The organism is Vibrio sp. GLN_1, assembly GCF_043106015.1.
Taxonomy (GTDB): Bacteria; Pseudomonadota; Gammaproteobacteria; order Enterobacterales; family Vibrionaceae; genus Vibrio; species Vibrio parahaemolyticus.
In genome coordinates this window covers 1-24,618 of sequence record NZ_JBICMD010000034.1, presented here as the reverse complement: position 1 = coordinate 24,618, position 24,618 = coordinate 1, and the positions used below count along the sequence as shown (strand labels likewise).

15 protein-coding genes and 2 pseudogenes are annotated in these 24,618 nt (G+C 40.3%); 4 read left to right on the top strand and 13 right to left on the bottom strand.

Going from position 1 to position 24,618, the window contains the following annotated elements:
- Window positions 1-15: 15 nt before the first annotated feature.
- From ACF8OV_RS13810 to ACF8OV_RS13790, 5 genes are all read right to left on the bottom strand, one after another.
- Window positions 16-1,929: a DUF262 domain-containing protein gene (locus ACF8OV_RS13810; protein WP_065871660.1), complete on the bottom strand. Its 1,914-nt coding sequence runs from the start codon at window positions 1,927-1,929 to the stop codon at window positions 16-18.
- A complete protein-coding gene (locus ACF8OV_RS13805) occupies window positions 1,922-3,265 on the bottom strand; it encodes a DUF262 domain-containing protein (RefSeq protein ID WP_065871659.1) in 1,344 nt (447 codons plus the stop codon). Before ACF8OV_RS13805 ends, ACF8OV_RS13810 begins: the two co-directional genes overlap by 8 nt.
- Window positions 3,266-3,595: 330 nt before the next feature.
- Window positions 3,596-8,296 (bottom strand): DUF3320 domain-containing protein, encoded by a 4,701-nt coding sequence (locus ACF8OV_RS13800; RefSeq protein ID WP_065871658.1) that lies wholly within the window; start codon window positions 8,294-8,296, stop codon window positions 3,596-3,598.
- Between the two features lie 109 nt (window positions 8,297-8,405).
- Entirely contained in the window at window positions 8,406-10,781 is a 2,376-nt protein-coding gene (locus ACF8OV_RS13795) for a hypothetical protein (protein ID WP_065871657.1), read from the bottom strand.
- Window positions 10,782-10,859: 78 nt separating this feature from the next.
- On the bottom strand, window positions 10,860-11,687 hold the full coding sequence (locus tag ACF8OV_RS13790) for a hypothetical protein (protein WP_065871656.1): 828 nt from the start codon (window positions 11,685-11,687) through the stop codon (window positions 10,860-10,862).
- Window positions 11,688-11,781: 94 nt separating this feature from the next.
- Between ACF8OV_RS13790 and ACF8OV_RS13785 the strand changes: the two genes are divergently transcribed.
- Window positions 11,782-12,990: a winged helix-turn-helix domain-containing protein gene (locus tag ACF8OV_RS13785; RefSeq protein ID WP_065871655.1), complete on the top strand. Its 1,209-nt coding sequence runs from the start codon at window positions 11,782-11,784 to the stop codon at window positions 12,988-12,990.
- A 639-nt stretch (window positions 12,991-13,629) separates the two neighbouring features.
- Entirely contained in the window at window positions 13,630-14,937 is a 1,308-nt protein-coding gene (locus ACF8OV_RS13780) for a diguanylate cyclase (RefSeq protein ID WP_237283222.1), read from the top strand.
- 326 nt (window positions 14,938-15,263) lie between these two features.
- On the opposite strand, the gene ACF8OV_RS13775 is transcribed toward ACF8OV_RS13780, so the two are convergent.
- Window positions 15,264-15,938: a hypothetical protein gene (locus ACF8OV_RS13775; RefSeq protein WP_025607861.1), complete on the bottom strand. Its 675-nt coding sequence runs from the start codon at window positions 15,936-15,938 to the stop codon at window positions 15,264-15,266.
- On the bottom strand, window positions 15,938-16,495 hold the full coding sequence (locus tag ACF8OV_RS13770; RefSeq protein ID WP_237283221.1) for a porin family protein: 558 nt from the start codon (window positions 16,493-16,495) through the stop codon (window positions 15,938-15,940). The genes ACF8OV_RS13775 and ACF8OV_RS13770 overlap by 1 nt, the downstream gene beginning before the upstream one ends.
- Before the next feature lie 440 nt (window positions 16,496-16,935).
- Here ACF8OV_RS13770 and ACF8OV_RS13765 point away from each other — a divergent pair.
- Window positions 16,936-17,168: pseudogene (locus tag ACF8OV_RS13765) on the top strand (MerR family transcriptional regulator); the annotation flags it as partial.
- Window positions 17,169-17,245: 77 nt separating this feature from the next.
- Window positions 17,246-18,176 (top strand): annotated as a pseudogene (locus ACF8OV_RS13760) (IS1595 family transposase).
- Between the two features lie 5 nt (window positions 18,177-18,181).
- On the opposite strand, the gene ACF8OV_RS13755 reads toward ACF8OV_RS13760, so the two are convergent.
- The 6 genes from ACF8OV_RS13755 to ACF8OV_RS13730 all read right to left on the bottom strand — a co-directional run bounded on the left by ACF8OV_RS13755 (window position 18,182) and on the right by ACF8OV_RS13730 (window position 24,573).
- Window positions 18,182-19,282, bottom strand: a complete 1,101-nt coding sequence (locus ACF8OV_RS13755) for a hypothetical protein (RefSeq protein ID WP_025607707.1) — start codon at window positions 19,280-19,282, stop codon at window positions 18,182-18,184.
- An 839-nt stretch (window positions 19,283-20,121) separates the two neighbouring features.
- Window positions 20,122-20,736: a hypothetical protein gene (locus ACF8OV_RS13750; protein ID WP_225478322.1), complete on the bottom strand. Its 615-nt coding sequence runs from the start codon at window positions 20,734-20,736 to the stop codon at window positions 20,122-20,124.
- 107 nt (window positions 20,737-20,843) lie between these two features.
- Window positions 20,844-21,566 carry a hypothetical protein gene (locus ACF8OV_RS13745; RefSeq protein WP_025607715.1) on the bottom strand — a complete coding sequence of 241 codons (723 nt, stop codon included), beginning with the start codon at window positions 21,564-21,566 and terminating at the stop codon, window positions 20,844-20,846.
- A gap of 255 nt (window positions 21,567-21,821) precedes the next feature.
- Window positions 21,822-22,535, bottom strand: a complete 714-nt coding sequence (locus tag ACF8OV_RS13740) for a hypothetical protein (protein ID WP_065871652.1) — start codon at window positions 22,533-22,535, stop codon at window positions 21,822-21,824.
- A 691-nt stretch (window positions 22,536-23,226) separates the two neighbouring features.
- A complete protein-coding gene (locus ACF8OV_RS13735; RefSeq protein ID WP_257968785.1) occupies window positions 23,227-23,694 on the bottom strand; it encodes a GIY-YIG nuclease family protein in 468 nt (155 codons plus the stop codon).
- A 648-nt stretch (window positions 23,695-24,342) separates the two neighbouring features.
- Window positions 24,343-24,573 (bottom strand): hypothetical protein, encoded by a 231-nt coding sequence (locus ACF8OV_RS13730; protein ID WP_171971541.1) that lies wholly within the window; start codon window positions 24,571-24,573, stop codon window positions 24,343-24,345.
- Between the last annotated feature and the right edge of the window lie 45 nt (window positions 24,574-24,618).

Below are 24,618 nucleotides of genomic sequence, written 5' to 3'. Positions count from 1 at the left end.
GAGCCTCACTTATTGCTACTGATTACACAGAACTTTAATCATTTCAGCTTCATGGTTAAGGATATTGTCATGCCCTGCCCCTTCTGACCCCCACTCATCGTAGCTCATCATTATCGCTTGCTTTAAGCTCTCGGCGCGATTGTTCTCTTGATAGAACTTCTTCTTATCTTGAGGAGAGTAATTGCTAAGTCTTGAGTTACTGCTTGGCGAAATAAGACAGAGATTGCCAAATCGATCCACATCGTCCATCTTACGTGCGCCAGATGGATCGGTTTGCGGGAAGTAATGTTCAACAGAGGTTCGGAATGAAAATTGGAAATCATCAAAGTGCTTCCCAAGTTCTTTTTTACCTATACCATCAAACGACTCATCGTCAGATAGACGCTTCCACAATAGGTAGTCTAGTCGATTAAACACGAAGTTTTGGACGCCCGTCCCTTGATGCAAGACGCCAACATTATCCTCCCTAAACTCAAGTTTCGAACCACCACAAATTTCATCAAAGTAGCTATCACTCAGAGCTTCAAGATCTATCAAGTACGTACTACCATCGACTTCCAACCTTTCATTGTCAGTAGCTAGGATATTTAATATCCTTAACGCATCATTTAACCAACGCTTATAGACTAATGCTGGATTCGATACATGGAACATTGCCAATATCATGCGAATCTTTTCGTTATGGTCACTAAAGGCATTTGGATACTCAGGACTTAAACTATTACCGTTTTTATAAGCATTGAGCCTTAACAAACTCCACTTACGTTTTTCATCGTGTTGATCAGGCTTAATTATGTAGCTATCAAATAGAATTCGGTACTTAAGCAGTTGATACACAAAGTCTTTGGCACCAACCCTCAAACCATCGTCTTTAGAAATAAATGAATCGATCAGCTTCTTGTCATCTAACGAAACGTTTTCTTCTGTCTTCATAAGTTTTAAAACATGAAGCAAGAAGTTTGAGAAGTCGATAACAGTGCCAAAACGCTCTTCTTTCTCTCGATCTTCATCATCACTGTTTGAGCTGGATGTCTTGTTGGCGATAATTTCTCGTAGCGTCATTGCATCTTGCTTTTGCAGCTTGCTCGTGTGCTTATCTTGTATAGCTTCAAAGCTATGTGGCATGGTTTGCCAGTCGTCACCGAATACTTCTTTTCGCAAGTCAGATTGAAAGCCCATCTGCGTATAGCGCTTCATATTCGAGCAAGCATCCCAAATTGTAGAAAAGCAGCTTCTTTCCTCATCACCGAGCGTAGCCATAAACTTCGCTTTCAATACTTCATGTTTTTCTAACTGCTCGCCACGGTTATTCATGATCTCAAAGTAGTGGTTGAGATCGGTTTGCGGTGGAACAACAACTCTTAGTATAGTGACGCTTTCTAACAAGTAGTCGAAAAAACGCTTAGTTTTATCGTCTGCGTCTAACCCTTTGGTTTTGAAGTAACGCTGAATAATGTTAAAGGCAGCATGGATGTTAGGCTCTTCAGACTCGCCATTATTGTTACCTGTATAGATATCATTTAACGCTCTGGAAGACTTTGGGCGGCTATCAAAGGTTAAATTAATATTTAGCCCTTCGAGTTTGTCGGCACCCAGCACCTTACGGTGTTTCAGATACGCTAATAATATAGAGAGCGTGGTATGTCTTTGCTGTCCATCAATGGTTTCGTACACTACATCAGTTTGGTGCGTGTGATTTGTACGCTGATAAACGACGAGGCTACCCAGATAATATTTAGCTTGTTTGGCAGTAGCTGTTTCATCAGATTGAGTAATAAGCCCTGCGGCATCACTGATATCTTGAATTAGCTGCTCAATCTCTGTCGCACCCCAAGCGTAGTTACGCTGGTAGATAGGAATTACATATTGAGTTTTACTATCGAAAAGGTCTTTAACTGATAACTGTTCTACTTGGTTCGAATCACTCATTTACACTTCCCGATTTCATTGCTTCAATTGATGCCTGCACGTCCTCAGCGTTATTGAACTTAGGTTCTTGGATATAACGGGGCTGATAGTTCAGTACCTGCTGAGGGTGAACGGCTTTGCTAATAGCCCTGAAGAGTCCACTTCGAGCTTTGGCGTGATTATCTACCGACTCCATACCAATACGCTGCAAATCAAGACGTAAGAAATACGCCCAGCGATAACAGATCTGTGCTGCTTTATCTAATTCCACATCACCAAACTTATCGTAGTAGTACATCACCGCACACAAGAACAGGTTTCGCACATAGCTATCCCCTTTGCGATTACTGCCACTGTATTTTGTGTGCTCCTTTACAAATGAAGCTAGCCTTGCATCCTTGCCAACAAACAACTTAGAGTGAATCGCCATATAGTGCTGAATGTACTCAAAGAACCGTTTTCCGTTGATCATCACTTGGTCAACTCGGAATGGATAACCCTTAGTTTGCTTGTCCCATTTTCTCGCAGGATCGGCATTGAAGGTTTCAATCGCGTAATCAAGCGCAAGCATTGCATCAACATAGGCGTACTGAGTACTGTCTAGGTTAATGCCTTTGAATACATCAATGTTATGGCGACTAAACTGGATGCCGTAGTCACCGTCAATCCAGCGGCGCATACGAAACAGAAACTCCCCCATGATGGTGTGCAAGTTCGCCGACTCATCATCAGGGTTGACGCCCTGCTCCCACAAGCTTACGTGGTGAAGACGCTCGTTTTGCTCTGTTGAGTCCATCATTTCACGTAGGTGGTAAGCCTTTAGTAGATCGTGAGGGGCAAGTGCTTTACCACGGGCATTTTGTGAATCGAAGAACTGAAACGCTTCACTCAGGTCATCCAGCGTTACTTGAATAAGCTCACACTTATTAAGAACAAAATTGAGTAGTTCCTGCTTTTCTGTAGCAGGCAGATTCGCTACCCGTTCAGAGATAATTTGCGCATTGTTCTTGAGGCTTTCGATACTGACTGAGGATTCAAATTGGTGCTCAAGCAGAGTTGATGAGATGGTTTTCTCTTTTCCATCCAGAATAGTGCAAAGTAGCGTTAAGGTAAGAAGGCGCTGCTGACCATCAACGATGTTGAGGCCACCTTCCCCCCCACTTTCTGAATCTTTGTCTTGATGCAGTACCACCGTACCAAGCCGATAACAAAGCTTAGTACGATGGTTAAAAATATCATCAATCAGTTGATTAACATGCTTTGGCTGCCATTTGTATGGGCGTTGGTACTCAGGAATCGTGAGTTTTTGCTCCAACAACTGTGCAATGGTTTGAGGTTGATTAAAGACAATTGCCATAATTACGCCACCTACTCAATAATAGCTTCAGTTAGAGACAGTTGAGTAGCTTGAAACTCTTTTAAGCGAGCTTTATGTTGGTCGCATAGTATCACTGACTCTTTAAACGCAGACAGAATAATCCTAGTTATAATATCAATTTTATATAGCTTAGCTTTGTTGATGCTGGTGACCATTTTGTGCGTTCGCTCAGTTTATCTTTTCTAATCAGTATACCGTAATCAACATATGAATCCGATAGTCTATCGATAAGCATAACGTGCTGTTATGCATAAAAAAGTAAAAGGATTCCACTGAGCAACAACTCAGTGGAATATGGCTAAAGGCATACTAAGCAACTTGGTAGGTGCCGCCCTTTATTTCCAAATGACCTAATTGAACTTGCTCAGACAGTATTGTTTCTGTTCTATCTTTCATCGCTTTACTTGTGCTAGAAAAACCGAGTACTTCCGTAATCGACTTAACTAGGTCATCGCTAGATATAGAGAAAGTATCCTTAACAGTCTCTATTGCGGCTTTTGCGATTTCACCATCATAGATCAAATCATACTTGCGCTCGTTTGATGGTAGTTCAACTCGATTACGAATCGTAATTTCACCTTGGCTTTTAGCAATAATGAATTCACCGTCTAATTCAACTTTACCTTGCCGATTGAGTAAACCGATACCATCTAGAATCGATCGATTTATCCGAGCACCACTTCGTGAGCTACCCACCGCAGACAAAAGACGAATAGTTAGATGTTTGACGTGAATTGGAGATTCAAGCTCTACAACTTTGAGAATATCCTCTGCTAGGGCAGTCGTGCTTGCTTCTGGGATCGTATCGCCATACCCAAGGTATAACTGCTCTGTAGGGAAAACTTGGTAAACGGCAGCAGATGCCTGATGTTCAACTTCCACCCTTTCAATCGCCGCTTTTGGCTTTGATTTTACAGTCTCTTCAACAATAGGCTCTGAATCATAGGCTTCATAATAAGCAATAGCTGACTTGATAGCATCATTTAGCCTTTCTGTTTCTTTATGACGGTTGCGGAACCAATCAGTACTCCAAATGCGGTGGAAGCGCCAACCAAGTCCTTCAAGGACACTCTGACGAATACGGTCTCTATCACGTGCGCTCTTTGAACTATGGTATGTCGCGCCATCACACTCTACTGCAAGCATATAGCGACCAGGTTTATTTGGATCTCTCACTGCAATATCAATATAGAAACCTGCACAACCTACTTGTGGTTGAACTTGATAACCTAGAGAGCGAATTGAAGAAATCACGTCCTCTTCAAAAGGTGAATCAGGTGCCTTGCCTGTTTCTTCTCGCTTAACGAGATCACCTGTTTCAGCATAATGTAAGAAGTTCTTCAGCGCTCGAACACCAAACGGAGATGCCTCAGTCGTTGGCATCTCATCACCTTTGAAGTTACTGAATACTTCCATACACATACGAGCACGTGAGATAAGAACGTTGAGTCTTCGTTCACCACCATCACTGTTTAGTGGACCGAAACTCATTGGCAAGCGACCTTCGTTCGTCTTACCATAGCCGATACTGATATATATGGTGTCACGCTCGTCACCCTGCACGTTTTCAAGGTTTTTAATAAAGAAGTCTTCCCCCTCCTCATGCTTTCCAAAGAAGTTCTCAAGATCTGGGTTCGCTTTTCTTAGTCGTTCAACTTCCAGAAGGATTGCATCACGCTGAGCTGTACTGAATGCAACAACACCTAGTGTTTGATTTGGCGTTGTCTTAGCATGTTTAATTACAGCTTCTGCAACCTCTGTCGCCTCTCCCACGTTACTTCGAGAGCCACCACGATCGTATGTAGTATTCGGCAAGTAGTTAAAACTCAAACCTTTCGCATGAGGGTTAATGCCCGACGAAGGGAAAATCATCAGCTTATTGTCATAAAACTCTTGGTTAGACACTGCAATCAATGACTCATGACGGCTACGGTAATGCCATTTAAGCATCTTTTCTGGTGTACCTGACGCTAAGAACATGCCCAGAATACTTTCCATATCCGCAGTGAGGCTTTCTTCTGCGTCTTCATCATCTAAGATTAATTGTTTGCCGAAGAAACTTGTTGGCGGCATCTGCTTGGTATCACCAACCACGATAACCTGCTTACCACGCATAATAGCCCCAAGTGCATCAGCGACTTTAACCTGTGAGGCTTCATCGAAGATTACCAAATCGAAATCAACCACACCTGGCTCTAAATAAGTCGCTATCGACATTGGACTCATCATAAATACGGGCTTGATCTGCTGGATCACACGACCTGATTTATTAAGCAGTCTTCTGATTGGCATTTGACGTCGCTTCTTATTGAACTCTCGTCTTAAAGTTTCAACTTCACCTCTTGCTGATGGGTTGGGTAAATTATCGTAGAGCTGCTTAACTAATGACTCTTGAGCAAAGTGGAATAGTCGCCCGTCTATGAAGCTAAACTGCTCAATCTGTTTTTCATGCTCAACTCGATCGAAATAACGGATTTCATCTCTTGAATCATACTGATGTTCAACAAGTGAGCGATAAAACGTATATTTGAAGCAGTCACGGAAAAGTGTTGGCACATTAGCCCAAGTAAATGCCTCCTGTTTCCATTTTGAAAGTCCAATTCGGTCTAACTCAGCTCCTAAGCGGTTAAAGCGAGTTAGAGGGTAAAGCTTTTGAATATCTTTCCCCAACAACTCAACATCACCAATAGATAAAGAGTCACAACAGTCAGTAAAGTTCGTCAGATCTAGCTGAAGTAATGAAGCTAATTCGCTCAGCATACCTTCACGCTTACTGATTAACTCTTTTACATGGTTAAGCTCTGTTGTGGTAAATCCAATTTCCTTTGAAGGGTCTAAGTACTGCGCAGCACTCGCATCGAGTGAGCCAGACTTAATTCCTGAATGGCACTGGTGAACCCATTGAAGCGGTTTTAAGATCGCTATCCAGTCAGTACTCTCATTTTTAAAATGGCTACCGATAGTATCTATTGCTAGTTGTGCAGAATCGATGAAGCGCTTTTGAGTCGAGCGATATTCCAATACGGTATCAATTTTTTCAATCCATTCACTTGCACCACCAGCAAGTCCATTCTTACACATGCCAGAATAAGTACTTTTCGCTCTTCGATAATCACCTGATAAGAATCGCCACCATTTGTGACCAGTCGTCAGCAATGATCCACGAACAGGCATCCAATCGTAATCTAAAGCGCTATCGACAAAGTAATCAGATAACTCTGCCTTTTGATCTTGTAGGGTTGCACCTTGAAGAGCGAACTCGAGTATCGCATCACCTTTAGACTCCCAAGCGGAAGAGTTCGCATCAACGCTTTCAAGCTCAGGTCTATCTGCAATAAGAGAAAGCCCCTCTAAAACCGAGATACAGTCTGTGTAATTAGTGATAGGTGAAACATAACCAGCGCATGTATGAAGGCCTTTAACCTGGGTGATAATTTCTTGCTGTGTTTCTTCTAATTCAGAGACGAGCTTTTGAGCCAGCTTGTCATCAGACGGCGAATAATCTTTAAGGGTTGTTGATGAAAACAGATTAAGGCTTGGCGCATCGTGCTCACTTAAATAGTCAACAGTCTCAGTTATCTTCGCCAGGGCAGATAAGTAATAACTCTTATCCCATACATTTAAATCAAAGTCGGTACTAGGCAGTTCATCCAAGTCGATTGAAGCGTCAGTAATGATTCGCTCAAACTGTGAGCTATAACCTAGAGCATCATGATAACTCACTTCGGTCTTAGCAATGCTTTCATTCACCGACAGACAGTAATCATCCAGCTTATTACGAAGAGATACCAAGCGGTCAATATCGTCACTTCTCTCTGGAGTGACAGGAGCGTACTGCATCAATGTACTTTCTAATGAAGAAAGTACTGATTTCTTGTTCGCTTTGTGGGAGTGTAACTCTAATACTGAATCACCAATATGGCAGTTATCTAGTCGGCGTTTAACAACATCAAGCGCCGCCATTTTTTCAGCAACAAACAGCACTTTTTTATTATCAGCTAAAGCCTGAGAGATGATGTTTGTGATGGTTTGTGATTTACCTGTACCAGGAGGGCCTTGAATAACAAGATTGGCCCCTGATTTTGCAGCTAATACGGCTTCAGTTTGGCTCGAATCCGAATCTAAAACCAGTTGAATTTCTTCAACACGGTTTACGTCCATTGGTGTTGAGTCAAGCAAAGTTGCATCACGTTCAAAACCTTCCGTAAACAGCTTTTGAACTAAGCTATTTTCCGATGGTTTTTTACCTTCAGGCCATACTTCATCTGATAAGTCCTGATACATCTGAAACTTACCAAAAGAGAAGAAACTTAATACGATTTTATTACTTTCTACCGACCAACGCTTTTCACCTGAAATTGCATTCGCAACTGAATCTAAGTAGCCTTGAAAGTCATAACCCTTTTCTCCTTCTTCAAAGTCAGGTAAGACAATACCGAACTCCATTTTAAGCTTAGCGGCAAGGGTAAGGTTTGTTCCTAGTTCTGATTCTGTGTAGCGAATTTTGTATGCATCACCCGCATCAGCTCGGAAAATTTCGACAGGGATAAGTACTAAGGGAGCATGTCTCGGTTTGTCAGAATTAGCGTCTTCAAACCACTTAACGAAACCAAGAGCAAGATAAAGTAGATCAACACCCTGTTCTTGGACAAAGGTCGTAGCTTCCGTGCTCAGCTTTAGTAGGCGAGTATCGAGTGATTTTCTAAATAACTGAGTTTGCAGAGCGTTATCAGCGTGCCTTTTATCACCATTTGTTTCTTCAAGATGAGCTGTCAAATCAGTTAAAGATATCGAATTGCTATCCTCTTTCTCTAGAGAATCAGGAGCTGGAAGAAATGACATTGTCTTTGAGTCTTCAACCAAATGTTGAAACACTTGCTCGGACTTTTCGTCAACAATGTCTAGAATTTTGGCTCCCTTGCCGACATTAAGTAATGTATTTCCTCTAAGCCCCATATCAAGGAGTTCTTGACGGCTTTTATCAAAAATATCTTTAAGATTCGAGTTCATGTTGCTGTTAAACCTTATATTTCGTTAACCGTATTGTATAGAAACTGATTAAGCAATACACAACTATGGATCAAAAACTGATTGTTTAACAAATACATTAATCACATGATTAATAGCCAGCAACAGGCTTCAGTGAGGCGTTACGCAACCATATTTTGTACTCTTTTGCTAGAGGTGACACTGATACTCTGGCTTTTTGCTCCTTTCCTCCGTATCTTCCAAGCACAAACCCAAGCTTAGTCAGCAGTGCTTTTAAATAACTTGTGGCTTTGTAAGTCTGCTCCGCTTTATCTAAGCTGGGGAATTTCAAGTGCGGTGGGAAATAGAGGTCAAGGCCATCACCATCCATCTTTCTCAATACGTCGGCTACAGAAGATTTAAATAAGAAGTGATTCGACTTTTCTTCTTCGAAGTTATAGCCATCAAACACTACGAGATAAATCATATTCGCTATGTATTCTTTCTGCCTTGAATAAATACCGAGCTTTAGAAGACTCGATTTATCCAACACAAACGGGAGGTGAGCAAATAGCTCTCTATCGAAGTTATCATCAAACTTTACATGCTCTACATTGATTTTGTCTAAGTTGTAGATCATTTTGATCTCAAACTTTCTGACCTCTGCTAAAGCTATTGACGATAGTGCATTACAACGTTGTTTGGTGGCAAATTCCGTCGATGTTATATCAACCGCTTTCACGACTGCAATTTGCTGTTGGGCTTTGAATTCAACATCAAACTGCCTTTTATGTTTGGAAAGGGCAGTATTGTGCTGCATAGAATTTTCACAAGAGACTGCAAAGCCAAGCTTTTCTAGTGTAAATCGCATTGATAGAGCTAGATGCTCATTAAGCTCTCGCTTTTGCCTTTCGAATTTCAACCTTTCTGTATAACGTAGCCCGAGATGTGAGTGGCGGTGTTTTTCAAGACAGTCGTTAGATTGGTTATTACGAGAGCTTTTCAAATCGCCACACCAAAAGTTATATTCCTTTGCACATCGAAATCGCCTCGAGAAATTAACTAACTCTCTTGGTATCAAGGTGGATTCACAGATGACATTCACTGTGTTGGTATAGTTTTCAATAATCGAAAAACCAGCACCTAAACATGGAGATGCAATGACAGCTTTGTACTTTGTCACTTCTCGATTTGGATCTTTTAGAAAAGCTTTCTGAGCTGGCATATCTCGATTATCACTATGCAGCACAAGTACACCGTCATTTAAAGCTTTCGTCTCGCAATCTAAACCCAGATGATTTTGATAGCCTAGCTGACCAACGACTTGTTTCAGTGTTTGAAGATTGTCAAACAGAAACACTTTATCCCCCTCTAATACAGTTCGAATCTGCTTAGGATTTAAAAGTTCCTTTTTGTTCAAGATCGTTGCGTTAAGGGTTTTATAAGGGTTTTCTGCGCACTCAACTACTGACAGTTCCCCACGAATTTGCTTGAGAAAGGATAATGAGTTATCTGTAAGATCAGCGTCAGCTACTATTACCCTTGGTACAGTTTTTAAAATATGAACTAGTGCATCAAACACTCTATCTGCTTGCATCGTTCGACTGTTCTCGCTACATACGAGAGTCTTGTAGACCTTCTCAAACTCATCGATAAGTAAAGTATGTGATGAGCATATCTTCTCGAAGAGATGGGGTTTCCAAATACTATTAATTACACTCCCCATGCTGTTGGCTTGTCCTAACTTCATTAGATCTTGCTCTTGATAGGACGCACAGCTTACTTCCAAACAAAATTGCTCCACTAACGAAATCAAATGCGAAATATAAGTCACATTTTTATCTGCCGAAGCGCTACGAGCAATAGGAGTATATACATAGCTTGTTTTACCCACTCCTGTCGCAGCGATAATTGCCGTGGTTGACGGGAGTTGAGAGAGTTCTAAACCTCTCAAGCTGTCTACTCGCTGATAGTTATCAGATGAATTGATTTTAAAGTCACGCTCTACAGCCTCTTTCACCCTTTCTATCTTGCGCTCAAGACATCGAATGAAAGGTGCTTTCAAACTATCATCCTGAATATATGCTGCTGCACACTGTTTAGCACAAGAAAAAACAAACGGAATTTTTATGATCGCTATCTTCGCTGCTAGCTGAGCAAGGTTTCCAGAGCGCGTTAACTCAAATGCTTTACATAAGTACTCAAGCTTTGCATTTTTAGGATGCGGGAGGGACTCCGAAATTGACAAATCAAACACAGAACAACCTAGCCCTAAGTAATTCTCTTGTAATATCCTGACTGCGTCTTTGCGAAAATTTTGGCTGTCAATAGCAATGGTTACACGATAGTTTGCATATCGATAATATTCACAAACTTTCTGGAGATTTTTTTTATCTAAAGGGGTTACGATTGTTGCTGTTTCTGACTGGAAATTGATTTTGCCTGATGCCTTAACAACGATACTTTTCGTTTGTCTTTCTTGCTCAACTAAATGAGCAAAATTATGATTTTTAGCTACTAGTTTCATTATTTTTATTCTTATTCTTATTCTTATTCTAGTTTTTTGAAGCAGGCACTGAGCGCCTGTATATCTATGTTGATTGCTCTATATTTGTTCAGATAAATGCTGTTCTAAGCGGCCTTCGAGACGGTACCTCTCTGCCATTGAGAACTCATATTCTTGTTGTAACCTTTGGTTTTGCTCCATGAGTTGATGAGCTTGAATTTCTAGCTGTCGATTCATGACATTAAGCTCAGTTATCACTCTCTGATTTTCAGCATCTCTGTCTTGTAAGCTTTCAATTTCTATCTGACATTGCTCTAGTTGCATGAGCTGAGCTTTAGTCTCAAAAAGTTCTTCCATCTTTGCTTGAGACTCAATCGCCTTCCCTTCCAATACTACTAACTGGCCCCTCAACTCATCGATGAGTTCGCCACTTTCTATCAACTGAAGTGATAGCATTGATTTTTCAACGTCGTCTTGAGCAGATTTTTCAGCTAGGGCATTGTTAATCTCTTCCTGTGTCTGCCGCCATATGCTTTCAATATCCACCTGAATCGAACCCATTAGCTTTTGGGAAAAAGCCTGCGGAATAGGCTCTAACGCCAGGTTTTGAGAATGGAACTCCCAGTACGCTTCATAAGCCGCTCTCGATTTGTTGAACTTACCGCCGACCGCTTCATTCAATTGAGTCACGTTTTCAATTGGCTCCCCTGAGTTTTCGCCCTCTTTCATTGCTTTGTAGTAATCAGAGAATGGCTTTCCTTTTTGGGGGCTATATCCCAACGATTTCAGTTTCTCTACAAACGATGCTTCCATCAGCAAGTAAGTTTGGTCTGTAAAGTTAGTTTGTTCGGTATGTCCGTCAGTAAGTAAGTTACTTATAGTCTGCTCACTGACTGACTTTGTTTGGTTGTAATTTTGTTTTTTCATTTTTGATTTTCCGACTTATGTGTTGAACATGACTTCACTTTAAAATCTCTGTACCATACACAAAATAACCAAAAAACCACCCAACCATGTTGACATGAGATATAAAGAACTAGAAGCCGAATTAGTATCCAACCTTGAAAAACTCAAAGCTAGTGCATCTCACAAAGGGCTTAACCTCCTCAAAAAGAAGTGTCATAAGAGTTCAGGAATTCTGGTTTCAACAGCATTTTCTCAACCACAATTGTCAGCCCATTATTCAAGCTTAATTTCAGATACCATTCCTTTTTGCAGGAAATATGAAGGCCTGAAGCCACAAAGTGTTGAAGAGTTAATACGCTACTGTGGTGGACTAAGCACAGCTATAAATAACATCCAATATGCTTACGAATTCGAATTACCGATGAGGGTGGAAGTAGATGATGATTTAGAGTTCTTACTTTTTTCGTTAGAAAGCGTTTTGCTAAAAGCAAGGAGTGCAACTAACCAAACTAAAAAATGGATACCTTTTGAAATCGCTCAAGAGCAAGGGCGATTAAATCTTTTTGAGTCCCAATACAAAACTCGTTTGCCTATGTGTGCTGTTTGTTGGAAACGGACATTTTCATCCAGTTACTATTGTAAAGAGCACCATTCCATTCACAACAAAAAAGCGTACAACTCGGCCGTACGAAAGGTTCTATCATTTACGGGAAGACACTCTTCTAACTCAGAGTTAAAAGATTTTTCCAATGCATATAGAAAGAAGAACGGAAAGCAAAGAGGCCTAGCTGCTAAGTTGTTCAGCATGGTGAACGATAGCATCCCAGCAGTAGTTGATGTTCTCAGTTATCAAACCGATGAACACTGGGAGTCATATGCCGAATCGATAATTCTCTATGCTAAAAATAACTACCCTACTAGCTTTCATCGCTTACAACAGGCCGATAGTTTAACTCAATTCTCCAGCTTTAATTCTCTTCTAGGTTGGGGATTCATGGTTATCGAAAGCCTCGATGACTCGGAGGGTGAATCTTCACGATGGGAAGCTTCTGAAGAATTAAATCATTTCAATAACGGTCAATTGAGGTTTGCTATTCTGAGCATTTTAGCGAGGTATGAAGCTACGCAGCGCATATATCAGCCATTGAAGTCGGGTCCTATGAAAGGCTATGGTGCAGACGTGGAGCGCCGAGAAATTTTGTGTGAACTCTACCGTAAGCAGTTAGAAGATAACGGACGAGTCAACTTATCCCAAATTGCCAGAGAAATGGGACTCTCTAGGCAAAGAGTGAGTGTGTTAGTGAAAGAGCTTCTGTTTATGTAAAAAGTGCATTTGTTCAGTTTATATATATAACCTACCAAAAATGCACTTTTCTGAATGCACAAGCAACAAGCGCTTGTGCTGACCTATAGTCCGACCAATCAAGCTTAACCTCGCTAACTCGAAAGTGGACAAATGTGAGTTACACGTCATCTGGTAAACCACTAACATCAGATTAGTAAAAGTATCTTTAAACCTTAAACGCTTGTATGTCCATGATCGGGGTTGAATACTATTACCGTTATTGAGGTAGTAATGGCTAAGTAGCTATATCAGCGTAGTCCCGTTTGCCTTGTTTGTTTTGCTATCGTTTCCTTATCAATACAAAAGGCCAGAGATAAACTGTTGATTAGCACTTTGTTGTGCTGTTTCCTGTTGGTTGTTTTGTAATGAAGTTGGGGCATGAGGCCAAGACGATTCATGGGTATAGCCAATCAGCTCGTAGCTTCTTGATTTATTTTCATTATTTTACCGATAAAGCCTAGTTAATACATGATGTTAGTCTAATATCTATAGAGAGATTACTGAAAGTTACCCATTAACTTGTATTGCGGTGTTGTGAGTGTCCTTGTGTTACATAAATATAAATTTAGCCCTTGGTTGTTTTGGACATTAACCATAATGTATGGCGTCTTTAGTTATATGATCGTCTATCTAGTAACGGATAAGTTTCTCGAAAGACAAATCCAACAAGTAAAAGAGACAATTCAGCATGACGTAGCGTTAGTTAGATATAGTATTGAATCGAATATATTTCGTGATACTTACCTTGCAGATAGCTTCGCGTCGGTGGTGTCATTAGACCCTGATTTCGCAACAAAAAATTGGAACTCTGTATCCAGTCAATTTTTATCCAAAGCTGCGTTTGTTAGAAATATCGGACTAGCACCCAACGACATCATATCTCATGTATATCCTTTAGAAGGTAATGAAAGGGCGATTGGGTTGGACTTTAGAACTGTTCCAAATCAGTACGAAACCGTTCGGATAGCTAAAGATACTCAAAAAGTTTTCATAGCAGGGCCATTAGAACTGGTGCAAGGAGGAACAGCTCTTATTGCAAGATACCCAATATTTACAGACTCCCCTAAAAACAAAAATTACTGGGGTGGCCTAAGTGTCGTTATAAATTATGACAAACTAATAGAAGCTTCAAAAATACAAGATGTTAGAGGCGCAAACATTGCGCTAGTTGCCAGCAACTCAAATGGAGAGAGTAATAGACTTATTGAGGGTAACAATATTGCTGTTGAGAACTATGATATAAGCTACCCCATATACTTGCCAAATAACAATTGGACCTTATTTGCTTCATATAAAGACTTTAGTGAAATCGAGAGCATATACAAATTTAAAATGATTTTCATGACCCTTGGGATTGCAACTTTTTCCATTGGCTATTTTCTTCTAATAGCGTTAGTCAAAAACTACTTACGTGCTAAAAACTTGTCATTACATGATGAGCTTACTCAATTACCTAATCGCCGTTACTTATTTCAAGAAATGACTAAAATAATGTCGAGAGAGGGTTCAATCGTTGAGTTTACTGTTCTTAATATCGATTTAAATAAGTTCAAACAAATTAATGATTCCCTAGGGCATGAGGCTGGTGATGAAGTCTTGAAGCATATAGCCTCATCCTTAAATCGTTGCTTGCGTTCATCTGATTTCATTTCAAGATTTGGAGGCGACGAATTCATTGTTATCTTACACCGAGTATCAAATGAAGAGGATGTGGATAAAGTAATCCATAAGATGCATCTTTGCCTTGAGTCCAGCCCTTTACACTGGAATAGTCAAAAAATATGGATTTCATTAAGTATCGGAAGTTACACCTTTAAAAGTAAGGCAAATCCAAAGCTTATTAATGAAGTATTGTCCAATGCAGATAAAAGCATGTACTTCAATAAATCATCTGCAAAGAACAAAGACATAGAGTTTTTCATTTAAAAAGAAATATCGCACATCAATTATATAGGTTTGAATTTGAGCTGAGGGATTATATAAACTGATTGATTTAATCATTGAGCTAAAATTATTGAGTAACAACGCTAGCAAACTTAGGGGCATAAATGAGCCAGCACAGATCTAGCTGGCTCGAAGATGGACAGAAGTTACTTAGAGCTTCTACTTTAAAGTAGCAAAACATGAATAACTTCAAGTATGGAAAATTCACTTAAGTTAAGTGTCCACTCTGACTGGAGCAGATCAAATTGAAGAGATATCTGAGTCTGTACAACCATGCCCAAAAACTATACCTCTTCGTGGGCTAATATTTAGTTTGGAAAGTTTCTGATAAGCCGATATGTAATTTTGGTATTGTCGGCTTCCAAAACATCAATCACAGCGCCCTTATAACCAATTTGATTCGACTCACTTAGGTCATACTCTGCTTCATTATTAAAAGCTGGTCTTGCCATGTCATTGGAAAACTCACGGTAACTAATATTGATTTTATTTCCTACCTTACCGCTGTATATCAACGTCTGTTGGAAACTGTCTTGAAACTGGGACATTTTCTTAGTGATAGTAAACTTACCATAAGCATCATCTACACAAGACTTCGCACCAAAGATGGTTACAAAACAAACTTCATTTTGTTGGTTATTTTCTACGGCAATGCCCTGTATAGGGTCCGCTAATGCCGCTTTAATAACGCCAACAGGAGAGAAAAACTGTTGCTTGTTATCGTATCCGAGTTGATTGTAGTCACCCTGAGGTATGTCATACGCCAAACTTTTAATCATACTTGATACGCGTAATACGCTCATTTCAGCCATTGTGCCTTTGCTAACCAAATGGTCTCCGACATAAGCTGTTTTAACTTCACCAACAGATGGATAGTCAACTTTAGTGACCGAGTTCGCTGGCGAACCATTGTATTGAACAGATGTACAGCCACCCAACGCAGCTAACGACAACCCCACTAAAAGTAATTTATTATTAAACATTAAAAGTTGTACCTCATTCCAACAGTTACGCCTTGGATCTCTAAGTCTACGCCATCAAACTCAGCAGCTCTGTATCTATAGCCAACGGAAACATCAATATCATTAAACATATAGCCAACCTCCAAGCCCGCTTGATAAGAAAACTTAGAATCTGACTCTGATGCCCCCAAGATATTGGTTTCACCCTGTAGCGTTCCAACACCTAAGATAAGTGCGCTGTATAAATTGTTGCCTTTCTCCATAAATTTAGGGCGAGCATTGATGTAAAATGCATTTCCTTCGACACTTACATTTTCAGCAAACTCGGCCTCGCCAAAGTGTTGGTACTCCAATTCCACACCCAAATCCACATTTGGGTGAACAGCAAAGCTATAACCACCAAAAACACCCGCACCCAAGTCATTACTTTCATCAATAGAAGCAAAGCCTGCATCTAATTCTGTATTGTGGCCTACTAGCAAATTGCCACCGACATACAAATGATCGGTGCCAGCAGCGGCTGAAACATTAGCGCTTAATAGCGCGAACAACACAATTTTTTTCAACTTAAAACTCATAAATGCCTGTTAAAAAAGGGATTATACTCTTTTCTATATATCAATTCTGTTAAGAACGTCTCCTTATTGGTGTATACAGTGGCTGCATATGAGCTTGTAGCATTAGAAAATATTGGTCAATATGAACATCGTTGTTAAGTAAAGAGCATCTACTCTAAGTGGTTTTGGGGCATAAATGAGCCAGCACAGATCTAGCTGGCTCGAAGATGGACAATAGTTTACCAGTGATTTTGCTAATTTAGCTATTCATATCATAAATAAATTCTCGTATTGAACACGGTCTACTAGCTACCGACTAATAACTCAAAATCATCCACAGTCCTCACCAACATCTCACTTCAGCCACGGTTGGTGAAAAATTCTAACAAGTCTACTTGACCTGTCTACTACCCTACAGTTCATACTATCCAAATACTAAGAACATTTGGGTCAAATCTCACATGTATTGCGTATTTCGGAATTGGGGCAAAGGCTGGTATATCTCGCACCACCTTGCTCTATTACGAGAAGCTAGGGCTGATTAACGGCCATCGCCTTGACAATGGGTACCGCTATTACAGCGAAAACGATTTGCAGCTACTGTTTTTGACTAAACAACTTCAAAGTGCAGGACTCTCACTGAAAGAGTGTGAACAATGCATGGACGCGAAGTTAAGTAGAAGCTCATTGGAAAACCTGATTACGCATAAGTTTCAGCTTGATCATTTCCGAGCCAAGCCTATACTCAGATCATTGGTTTGAGAGGTGTTTATGGCTAGAAATGAGATTCAGTTTCAAAAAGGTTTATCGTTGATCCGCTTCAACAACCTTTATGGAACGGAAACTCAGTGCTATGACAGACTTTTTTAATCTTAGGTGGGGTAATGGGTTTGTCTGCCCTAGCTGTGGCGGTAAAGAATACTGCAAGCTAAAGCGGCATTCGTTATATCAATGCAACACCTGCCACCAACAAACATCTCTTACCGCAGGGACTATTCTTGATAACACCAAGCTGCCACTGACTAAGTGGTTTCTCGCCATCCTCCTGCTGACTAAAGTTAAAAACGGCATATCAGCATTAGAGCTATCAAGGCTAATTGAGGTCTCATATAACACGGCATGGCGCATGAAGCATAAGCTCATGCAAGCGATGAAAGAGAGTGATGATAAAAGACAACTCGATGATGCATATTGGGGCGGTAAAACAAAGGGTAAGCGTGGCAGAGGATCTGTAAACAAAGTGCCTTTCATTGCTGCTGTCGCTCTGAATGAAGACTACAACCCTGTTTACATGCGAATGACTGTGGTTAAAGGCTTTCGTAAAGATGAAGTTGAGAAGTGGGCTAAGAAGCACTTAGTGCCGTCCACTCTCGCCATATCAGATGGACTTTCCTGCTTTGAAGCCCTGTCCAATGCGAACGTACACCATGATCGGGTTGTTAAAGATGGCGCACCTGATCTTGATGAAATTCAAGATAAATACTTCCATTGGGTTGATACGATGATCGGTAACGTCAAGAACTCATTGAGAGGAACTTACCATGTTATCAGTAGAAAGCATCTACCTCGATATCTCGGTGAGTTTTGCTTTCGATTTAACTACCGATTTAGACTCGAAGAATTGCTAGATGAGCTTCTTGGCTCATCAATGACAACACCTCCTATGCCATATCGGTTACTAAAATTAGCAGAGTCGTATTAAGTGACTCATTTGAGCCACTGATATACCCATCCATCAGCGATTAAGGTCTGTTTGATTTTAGCTTTATCTTTGCGACTGGCACGGTTGTAGATTGATCGGATCTCTTGCTCAAAGCTATCTTCATTAAACCCACGTTTAATTGCTTTTTGATACCACTCATGCCCTTGAGCAACATCTCCCAAGATCATCTTACATGCGCCAATTAGAGTGCATGGGCGGTAGTCTTGTTTAGTAAGTTCATGAGCTTGAGTACCAAATTGGATCGCTTTATCAAACATGTTTAGATCACGCTTTGCACCACCACTTGTGGTTAAGAGTGCCGATTTCAGGCTCTTGTTGCCATTTGCGAAATTGAATGGGAAGTTTTTATTAACCAGAGCGACCGCAATTTGGGGTTTCCCAGCCTTTCTGTAATCAGCAATAGCATTCACGAGATTCCAAGGTTTCTTCGTATCTTCCCATTTGCGCTTTGCTAGCTCAGCTCGATTCAGATAGTACAGCCCACTTACATATTGATTTTCAAAACCTTTATTGATTAACCATAAGTAATCGCTCTCAGAGATTGTTTGCCCTTTGGTCAATGGTTCGAGGATTTCTGCTGCTTTGGATCGTCTTAGTACCTTAACTACCTCTATCGATGGAAAATCAATGTAGTCCCTCTCATATTGAGCTTTTCGTTCCTTAAACATCTTTTCTGATGCTTCACGTCTCGCTTGCAGCTTTTGCTCTTGAATCTGGCGTTGTTCATTTCGTTGTTCTGCGGGAGTTTTGGTTCCGATAGAGACATGTTTTGAGAGCAGGGATTTAATCATTTCACAATCACCTGCGAACTCACCACTGTTAGTCGCTATCCTCTTTTTAGCTGAAAGTTTTAAAGGCATTAACTTCAAAGGTAATGAATATGGCGATTCAGGTTGGGAATCAATAAGCAATATCAAAGCCTCGGTGTACTCATTACCCATCAGTTTGGATATGTCATTAATCTCATTCATTAGGTACTCTTGGTCACTGGAAGCGGCAATGCTCTTTTCTATCAATTCTAACCAGCCATAATGGAGTGGGAACTGGGAGCGAGAGAACAAATTTTTTACTTTGCTGAGTGACATGTGAGTTAATTCCTTGAGTGAATGATGAACAGCCTTTGTTCATGTAAGTCATTATAAATGGGTAACAAAAAAGCGCAACGAAGTGATATTTCAACTTAGCTGAAAGTTATGCGTAATCAGGTTGGAAAATTGGCTAACGCAACTCAACCATGAAATTGATGAAAAATCCACGCCCGCGAGTTGCTACTGGCATTACTTGGATAACGCCCACAAAGATAGTTACACTTGGTAACAAGTGTCGTCTACTAAACAGAGGTGAGTTTGGCAAACAGGCTTAAGGCTTACACCAGTTGGCATCATTAATGTTGGTGGCTCTGATTCCACCAGTATTAATGCACAAAGTATAAAGTCAATATGATTGAGTAATTTTTTCAAAATGATAGATGGGAACTCGCCACGTGCCATCACATCAAACACGATATTACACCAATAATATTACCGAGCGTCTATAACTTTACAGGTTACGGTAATCAATACCTTCACTTGTTCCAAAGCACTATCAAGGCAATATTGAGTTGAAAAAGCATGGTTATCCGTCAATGACTCTATCTGCTTGGAAAGTCCTAAAAGTCTACGAAGAATTTTATCGAGGGTTAATGCATGGGTTCGCCAATCACTCTGGATACGGCTATTGGCTATTAGTAAATCTATCCTTAAGAGGTAAATTTGAAGCTCTAAGAGAATGTTCTGCTCTCCAACCTTTTTCGATATTAACTTCGCATCTTCTAGGCATTTGTGAAGATGACTAGTATTGATCTCGTTAGGTAGATGGGTTAACAACACAAACCTCCTTGGTGGATGAGTGGCTACTATCGAGTAACCACACACCTGCGCCAGTATTATTTAGATTTGAAAACTAGTCCATTTCTAGCCAGTTCATAGTCGAGATATTCCCAAGCAGTAAAATTTGTAAAGCCGATTTCATCATCATCTTTAATGTTCAGAAGAGACTTGTCACCTGTTTCCTCATATTCTTCTTCAACTTCACCTTCTACTCCGTTTAAAGCCTCTTCCACAAGCTGTTCTTGAATGTCTTCGTCTGACCAACCTAAGAATTTTGCAGTTAGATTTGGCTTAAGCCGATAGTAATCGTCAAGTTCACCTAGTGGTGGCTCTTTTCCTTGTTGTACCGCTTTAATGGTCTGTTCTAGCCCATAGGGGTACGTAGCCTCATCCCATTTGAACAACTGTTCTTCATCAACCACGAATATAAGCCAATAATCAGGATTAATAGCCACCTGCCAACCAAGTAAGTTGAACTCTCTAATGATGTAAAAGCGATCATCATGCGATAATGGCATGCCCACCATCTTCTGGATAAGCCCTTCACGTACTATGAACCGATTTTGGTTTGCTTCAGCATCCGATTTGTGAGTTTGAGAGCATAAAAGAATTAGCTTTGCTACTTGTTCATAATTGATACGATTATCTTTTACTCTTCTTTGAATAGGCATAGTTAGTTTTATCCTGTTATTTACATAAAAATTAATACGCGCTAACAACTAGCTAAGCTCGCTTATACCTATAACTAAAAAAGAAATCTCACGATTTTGCCCGATACTCAAGTCATCAAGCCAGTAAGTAACTCTTTTGTGACGTCTGCGGGATGACTGCTCCCTTGCGGCCTTACCCAAAAACGTATTGATTCACTAAGAGTTTTGGGACTTCCATCTTCACCATTGGCAAAAGGGATATTCAGATCAAATGGGAAAAGAGCATTATGGAAGCAAGTGATAATGTCTTGTTTAGAGTTCAACTTACCCTCGCTAATATACCCTTCAGCGAACTCTTTGATTATTGCAGTTTCTAGTAGTACTGACTGAAACCAATCGACAGAGTGCTTATATGAGATGACCCAATTAGGACCATTTACAATATCAAAACTAGTGTCATCTATTCCCCAAGACGTTGATTCAGAGAGAGTATCTTTGCTAGCAGCCAAACAAGAACTCACAATCAGCCCCTTTATATTGCGTCCTTTACTCTTAACCATTTCTGATACTTTTTTAATGGAAGCATCAGCTACGCACTTACCATCACCATGTCCACCGATGTAAAGTATTTGTATGTTCTCTTCCGTGTCAGTTAGGTGATTTAACGCATATTCCAACGAGTTATTATCGTAATAATCACATGAATAAATATTAAGCTGTGACTTTTTAGCATTTTTGTTCACATACTGCTTTATCCCTGTAAAAAAAGGGAGTCCAGTCGCTTGATCTCTGTTGTTTTTGAATGAAAACCAAGGCGCTTCGGCTACTAGTAGCGCGACATCTCTTTTCAATTTAAATACCTCTTAATCAAAATTGTTGGTGGCTTACTCTTCTTACTTGTCATGGTTCACCTAGTTAGTAGATTGGGGGGACGGTGAAATCCTATAAGTTGATATTACCTACATCTATGGCTAGTCACATTACTTATTCTAGGGAAAACTGCGAGTTTTCTCTGCTACTGAGTAAATACATTAACGCGAAGTGGGGCAATGATGAGTCAGCTAGGAAGAACAACTGACTCAAAAGTGGGCTAGTTAAGTTAACACTTAGCTATAGTTGTCATGATAGCCATCGATTGCTGGATGGTACTGTCTATCGTTTTCGAGGTCTAATGCTGTAGTTCTTTCATCATAGACATGGTTATTTACATATTCTCCATCGATGAAAAAGAATTCACGGTAGCAAGAGCCAAATTTCGAACCTATGCGCTCTTTCGCAATTTCATTAGCGTCTTCAATAGTCCAAGGATTGTTTCTGTTTCGTAAGAACTCAACACAGATGTATCCCCACTGGTGTAATTGCGAACCATAGCCTATATCCAAGTCACGGTGTTTAAGTTCAGCGAAACTTAGTATCCTTGCACCTATATCGGTTGCAAAGCCTTTATCGAGATACTCGGCCTTAAAGTTACGTCTAATAAGTTTGGGAGTGGTGCCTTCATACTCTAGCTCATTTACCATCAAATCATCATCAAATATAACCAATAGAGAGCTGTTTTGATTTGGATTAAGCTGTTTACCTCTATTCCCCTGAGCCATAGCGAACTCTTGATTAACCCCATCCATACCTTTATTTGCATTAACTATATTAGCTCTATGATTGTTAGCTTTTTTCGAATGCTGTAATAGCGAATGGTAGTTAGGGAAGCCAACTTCTCGTGCTGCTAATTCAAGTGCTTGGGTGTGCTTAACACCTAGTTCAACTTGAATCTTTTTAGCTAGTTTCTTGACATTTGAAATGAAAGATTGAGTAATATTCATGATCTTATATACCTAGACGAAAAGCTAAGTAAATCCACTCTTAATTTTCTTCTTCCCGCCGAAATAAATAAGAAAAAATATATAATTTAGGATTATGGTTCTCGAAAGAGTTTGCCTTATTGGAGTGAGCAGGCTTCCATCCAGCCTTAATTTAACGATCTATCTCATACTAACTCATTAGTCAAACTAACAAAACCCATACCTTGAGGCATCACTTGGATAACAAAATCTAGTTCAAACTTCCATGATGAGATTGAACGAATCATCATTGCTAGCAAGGTTTGGGGCATAGGCTCGTTACAGCGGACGCAACAACTAAAGAATTGCTTTGAGTTGGAAAGCAACTGGTAAGGGTTTCTTACTTGTTGCCAGCACGAAATGGGGCAAGAACTACCGCTTTAAAAAGCTTGGGCGCTATCTTAAAAAGTACCTCGAAGCCTGAGATTAGTTCCACAAACTTGAATTGCTCCTCTTGAGCACATTTTGCTCTGAGAGGCTATTCGGTGAAGAGCCGAAACAAAAATAAGCAAAAATAGTGATTTAAATCACAATTAAGAGTTATTTTCCGCAGTTCCCCTCAATGTTCCCCCTGGGGGGAAGCACTAAGACAAAATTCCATACAAAACAAAACCTTACAGAAATATCGAAAATCCCTCTTAAACAGTTTGTTAGCTGAATTGCCCAAGTGATCCTATTTATTGTTTCCACCTTGCTTACCAAAAGCAGGCTTCAAGTCATACGACATCGCATCCTCAATGAGTTGAAGCACTTCTATTGGAGCGTCATATTCAAGAATACGAACCTCATACTTGCCATCAAACCATTGATACATGTGCAAGGAGTAAGTTTTGTTGGGGCAAGTAACCAAGTGTTGCCTTAACCGTTTTCGTAAGCCAGTCGTTGAAGAGCCTACATATAGAACACGTGATGGGCTATTTACTTTGCTACATGCTTTAAGCTTCTTCCGTTTAAAGTCTACGAATGATTCAAACGTGCTTTCTGCACATCCACCAACTTCTTTGATGATATAGATCCCTTTATCGATATCTGGAACCTCATCAAAGCTAGCAACCGTAAAATCAGATTTTGGCTTAACTGTTTTAGCGGTCTCGCAATCTCTAATCAGTCTATCCAAGTATTCCATTACTATTGTTTTCATCCTATTCAGCTAACGCCCTGTTAAGGGGTGAGCAATGCAATACCGAAGCTGCCGCATACCACCTTAAACACTTAAACCAACGCATAGTGAAAATGCCACGCGTTGCGAATCCCTCTTGAACAGTTTGTTAACTGAGCGCCTTTCATTTTTCGCAGATCTTTCAACCACTTTCGCCAAAGCTCGTGTTGCTAATTAATGATTAGCAAAGCTAACTCAAATATGTATTTAACCAAAAAATTACCGTTTATCTTTAGTTTGAAATGCGTCTCACAACACCATACTTCGGCGATGTAAGTGCGCCGAACTAATCGCGAATGCCTTATATTATTAGAAGGCTTTGTGCCGCCTTTCACATCAGTAAACTTAAGTACCAAACTGGAATTAGTCGCATTACTTCAGCTAAGGAAACCGACCGAACACGCTAAACCTCTGAACCTCTGAACCTAGAAACCGTATCAATGTGCTTTCGTATTTTCTGCGCCAGTTAACGCCCTGTTAAGGTGTGAGCGACGCAATACCGATGCCTCCGCATACCACCTTAATCACTAAAACTAATGCATAGTAAAAATGCCACGCGTTGCGAATCACTCTTAAACAGCTTGTTAGTTGCGTAGCTTGCCACTGGCAGAGTAATAGAGATACTGAGCATCAATCTAAATTATCTGGTGTATGAAGATTGGTACCACATACTGTACATTTGTAATCACCAGTTGCTTCACCTTCCATTAATGCACCAACTATTGCAGCAAATAGACCCGATAAGAAACCTTTATCTTTTTTCTCAGTTACTTCCTTTGGCTTAGAAAAACTTTCATACCTATGCAGCGTAACTTCTTTACAATTACAACAAAACGCCCTTGTCTCTTCAGAACCGTACATTTTTACCAATCTGATTACTCCCTGTAAGCTAATTTTTCCCAAGCA

Bases quoted from the DNA above. Each gene is read 5' to 3' on its own strand.
- ACF8OV_RS13810 (WP_065871660.1), bottom strand. From the start codon at position 1,929: ATGAGTGATTCGAACCAAGTAGAACAGTTATCAGTTAAAGACCTTTTC.
- ACF8OV_RS13805 (WP_065871659.1), bottom strand. From the start codon at position 3,265: ATGGCAATTGTCTTTAATCAACCTCAAACCATTGCACAGTTGTTGGAG.
- ACF8OV_RS13800 (WP_065871658.1), bottom strand. From the start codon at position 8,296: ATGAACTCGAATCTTAAAGATATTTTTGATAAAAGCCGTCAAGAACTC.
- ACF8OV_RS13795 (WP_065871657.1), bottom strand. From the start codon at position 10,781: ATGAAACTAGTAGCTAAAAATCATAATTTTGCTCATTTAGTTGAGCAA.
- ACF8OV_RS13790 (WP_065871656.1), bottom strand. From the start codon at position 11,687: ATGAAAAAACAAAATTACAACCAAACAAAGTCAGTCAGTGAGCAGACT.
- ACF8OV_RS13785 (WP_065871655.1), top strand. From the start codon at position 11,782: ATGAGATATAAAGAACTAGAAGCCGAATTAGTATCCAACCTTGAAAAA.
- ACF8OV_RS13780 (WP_237283222.1), top strand. From the start codon at position 13,630: ATGATCGTCTATCTAGTAACGGATAAGTTTCTCGAAAGACAAATCCAA.
- ACF8OV_RS13775 (WP_025607861.1), bottom strand. From the start codon at position 15,938: ATGTTTAATAATAAATTACTTTTAGTGGGGTTGTCGTTAGCTGCGTTG.
- ACF8OV_RS13770 (WP_237283221.1), bottom strand. From the start codon at position 16,495: ATGAGTTTTAAGTTGAAAAAAATTGTGTTGTTCGCGCTATTAAGCGCT.
- ACF8OV_RS13755 (WP_025607707.1), bottom strand. From the start codon at position 19,282: ATGTCACTCAGCAAAGTAAAAAATTTGTTCTCTCGCTCCCAGTTCCCA.
- ACF8OV_RS13750 (WP_225478322.1), bottom strand. From the start codon at position 20,736: ATGCCTATTCAAAGAAGAGTAAAAGATAATCGTATCAATTATGAACAA.
- ACF8OV_RS13740 (WP_065871652.1), bottom strand. From the start codon at position 22,535: ATGAATATTACTCAATCTTTCATTTCAAATGTCAAGAAACTAGCTAAA.
- ACF8OV_RS13735 (WP_257968785.1), bottom strand. From the start codon at position 23,694: ATGAAAACAATAGTAATGGAATACTTGGATAGACTGATTAGAGATTGC.
- ACF8OV_RS13730 (WP_171971541.1), bottom strand. From the start codon at position 24,573: ATGTACGGTTCTGAAGAGACAAGGGCGTTTTGTTGTAATTGTAAAGAA.